The organism is Acetivibrio cellulolyticus CD2 (genome assembly GCF_000179595.2).
Lineage (GTDB): Bacteria > Bacillota > Clostridia > Acetivibrionales > Acetivibrionaceae > Acetivibrio > Acetivibrio cellulolyticus.
This window is the reverse complement of the sequence record NZ_JH556653.1, coordinates 1,192,736-1,196,425: the sequence shown is the minus strand read 5'-3', so window position 1 is coordinate 1,196,425 and position 3,690 is coordinate 1,192,736. Positions and strand designations below refer to the sequence as shown.

Below are 3,690 nucleotides of genomic sequence, written 5' to 3'. Positions count from 1 at the left end.
ACCCCTTCGCCACGGCCGTAAACTACATTGGTGCCCATATAAGCCATGTTGACACGGTCGCCAAGCGGAATATCCTTATCATTTGCAGGGATAACAAGATCAGTTTTCTCAGAAGGTACGGATTCTCCTGTAAGGGATGCTTCCTCAATTTTAAAACTCGATGCTTCAATTATTCTCATATCAGCAGGAATAGAATCACCTGCCTCTAAAAGAATAACGTCCCCTGGTACGATTTCATCTGATTTTACTTGCATAACCTGACCGTTTCTTCTGACTTTAGTAAATGGAGACGACATCTTCTGCAGCGCTTCAATAGCCTTTTCGGCTTTTCCTTCCTGCACAACGCCCAAAATTGAATTTACCACAACAACTATCATTATAATAACTGCATCTGCTATTTCTCCGAGTGCACCCGAGACAACTGCTGCTGCAATAAGTACAATGATCATAGGGTCTTTTAATTGCTCCAAAAATTTTACTAATACAGATTTCTTTTTTCCTTCATCAAGCTTATTTCTTCCGTATTTCTCAAGCCGTTCTTGTGCTTTCGACGAATCGATACCGTTTTTTGAAGTTTCCTGCGATTTAAAAACTGCTTCAATTTCCTCAAAATAATGTTTCATTTGACAATTCCCTTCCATATTAATTTGATATATTATAGTTTAATAGTATGCTTTTTTTGCATACAAACTATTATAATTTGGTGCGTATCAACGCTAACCTTTACAAATAATTTAACATGTTATAAGATGATAAAAAACCAATAATCGAAATTAAGTGTCCTATTTTTACACATATAATTGCAAGTGAGATGTTTTAGGACAGATTTAAAGAAATGTCCGTATTTCCTTGATTTGATTTGAAAAAATTAGGTGGCGAACGTTTTATGTTTGAGTAGGGCTAAATGCCACTGGGACTTTTGCTGCAGCTTATGGCTGAGTTAGGATGTGAATGAAAATGTCAAAACCGGAACTTACAAAACAATTAATTGCGCAAACATTAAAGAAACTTATGGTAAGTATTCCATTAGATAAAATAAGTGTTCAAGATATTGTAAAAGCGTGCGGGCTAAATCGGAAAACATTTTATTACCATTTTCAAGACAAGCAGGATCTTGTTTGCTGGATTTTTGATACTGAATTTGCGGCTCTTACAGACTTGAATAATGATAATTCAGTTTTTGATGAGCTTGTTGAGCATTTATATAATAATAGAGATTTCTATGTTGTAGCTCTTTCTTCAGAGGTCCAGAACAACCTTAATGAACATTTTTTTAAGATTATTTACGATTCTAATATGATGAAAATTAAAGAAGTACTTGGAACGCGCAAATTAGCCCAGGACGAAATAAACCTGATCGCAGACTTTTTTTCCAACGCAATTGTTGGGAGCATAACACAATGGGCAAAAGATGGTATGAGATCTTTTCCATATCAATATAGTGCAAAGCTTTATCCCATTACCGAAGAATGTATAAAGTTCATTATTGAAAGATATATTGAAAAATAGTATTTTCGAAGTCTGGCGGGAAAAGTATAATATGTGAGGTAGATATTCGTGAGATTGCAGACGAAAATAAATTTGTTATTCTCTACTATTGTAGTCATTTTGGCAATAGTATTGAGTTGTTTTACACATACAGCATCAACTAAGTTGATAACTGATTCTTTAGGGATAAAAGCCAGAAACATGGCAAAAATCGTTGCAGAAAATATTGAAATTGATGAACTGCAAAAGGTAGCTGAATGTACCCTTAATATGAAAAATCAACAGGGTGAACAGAAGAAAATACTTGGCATGCCTGAGTATCAAAACTTGAGGCAGACTTTATGTGAGTTTAAAAGGGTATACGGGCTGAAGTTTTTATATATAATGACAAAATCAAAATATGGTGAAACTATATATATTGTTGATGGATTCCCATTAGGCTATAACGGGCCTGATGTTTCAATGCCGGGAGACATTGAGGTTAATAAATATAAGTTGCTTGAAATGACTTTCAAAGAAGAAAAGACCTTTATCGGGGAGCTTTCACACGATGATGAATGGGGTGCAAATGTTGCTTCCTACGTACCTCTTTTCAATCGGAAAGGCGATTTGATTGGGGTACTTGGTATTGATATGGAAGCGCAGGATATCTATGATCTTATAGCAAAAAACAGGGTTGAGACTATTATTTTTACTATTATTATAGTTATTATTGCGTTGGTAATCTCATGGATATCCAGCAGGATATTGACCAAGCAATTAAAAAAGTTTACCAATAAGGTAAAGAAAATCCGGGAAGGGGATTTTTCAGTTAAGTTCGATATTGAAGCAACCAATGAATTTGGTGAATTGGAGACTGCCTTTGACGAGCTGGTAAGTATATTTAACGATGGCAATATAAGTTTGTACAGGAGTCTCATGGATATCTCAAAATCGCATAAAGTGGAAGAACTAGAGCAGAAAATTATTGATAACATTAAGAATATAGTCCCTATTGAAAATGTTAAAATCCTGGAGTTTGACGGAAAACGGTTTATAACAGAGATTGATGAATCAAACTTTCATTACCAGGAGGCAGTAGATACTTTATCGGGAAATATTCAGAATCTTAAAGTAGGAGATATGATTCATATTGACAAAATATATCTGACGATAATCGGAAATATGGATGAAAATTACCATTTGCTGTTGATTGACCCTCAAAGCGTGCAACTCAGTCAGCGGGACAGACTGTCAATCAGGCTGCTGTCAAGGTATACTGCTATCTTTTATGAGAATTTATCTCTAATTGAAGAATTGTCAGACAAGTTAATGAATTTACAGAATGAAGGCAACACACCTAAATGGATAAGCAAAGTTTTCCTGCAAATATCGGAAAAAGAAAGAAAAAGGTTGGCTTCTGATTTGCATGATGAAGTATTGCAGGATATTATCAAAATGAAGAGGGATGTTAGTAATCTGCTAGGTAATGCCTTTATGTTCAAGGATGATATTTTGAAACAAATTAAAAAACACGAACTAGAGCTTGATAATGTAATAGTATTAATCCGCGAAACCTGTAATGAGCTTCTGCCAACTTTCCTCTCCGAAAAGTCCAGCGGTAAAATGTCAATACCAAATTGGAAATAAATTTAGAAATATTGATGATATTTTACCGGTTTTGAGCATAAAAAGGCATCACCTATTAAGCCTACCAAAGTAAGTTTGTAAATATGGTAGGATATGGTTAACCAAATGGAAATTAATCTCCTTTTGGTGGAATATAAAGTCGATTGCTATGCAGCAGTGCATAGACAAGTCGAACGAATTTTCTGGCAGTTAATGCAAGTGCCCTTTTATGAGCTGTTTTTGGGGTTTGGCTATATTTTAATTCATAGAAGCGTTTTAACTCGTGATCGTGCAATCTCACTTTGTTAGTTGCTTCCATGAAGTAGTAACGCAAATAACGGTTACCAAACTTAATTAATTTAGTATTTGAAGCCGTAAAGTTTCCTGATTGGTGTTTTGTCCAGGAAATACCCGCAAATTTAGCTAATGCAGCATGATCTTTGAAACGATGAATATCACCAATTTCTGCTATTATTCCGGCAGAGTATACAGGGCCGATTCCTTTGATAGAGGTTAAAGGATTAGGGAATAAGTTTAATTTGTTCCTCAATAGCCTTATCAAAGATTTTGAGCTGTTCCTTATAAGCTTTTATA

Annotated in this window: 4 protein-coding genes; 2 read left to right on the top strand and 2 right to left on the bottom strand. The window is 34.9% G+C overall.

The features are described from left to right. On the bottom strand, positions 1-623 hold a 623-nt coding region (locus ACECE_RS26920; protein WP_010246169.1), incomplete at its 3' end, for an HAD-IC family P-type ATPase. A gap of 328 nt (positions 624-951) precedes the next feature. Here ACECE_RS26920 and ACECE_RS0207325 point away from each other — a divergent pair. Both ACECE_RS0207325 and ACECE_RS0207320 read left to right on the top strand, forming a co-directional pair. Further along, on the top strand, positions 952-1,509 hold the full coding sequence (locus ACECE_RS0207325) for a TetR/AcrR family transcriptional regulator C-terminal domain-containing protein (RefSeq protein ID WP_456048997.1): 558 nt from the start codon (positions 952-954) through the stop codon (positions 1,507-1,509). 99 nt (positions 1,510-1,608) lie between these two features. After that, the gene (locus ACECE_RS0207320; protein WP_205410164.1) at positions 1,609-3,117 is read left to right on the top strand and encodes a HAMP domain-containing protein; all 1,509 of its coding nucleotides are present in this window, start codon (positions 1,609-1,611) and stop codon (positions 3,115-3,117) included. Positions 3,118-3,229: 112 nt separating this feature from the next. Here ACECE_RS0207320 and ACECE_RS31660 read toward each other — a convergent pair whose 3' ends face one another. After that, positions 3,230-3,646 carry a transposase gene (locus ACECE_RS31660; RefSeq protein ID WP_235715922.1) on the bottom strand — a complete coding sequence of 139 codons (417 nt, stop codon included), beginning with the start codon at positions 3,644-3,646 and terminating at the stop codon, positions 3,230-3,232. Positions 3,647-3,690 lie beyond the last annotated feature (44 nt).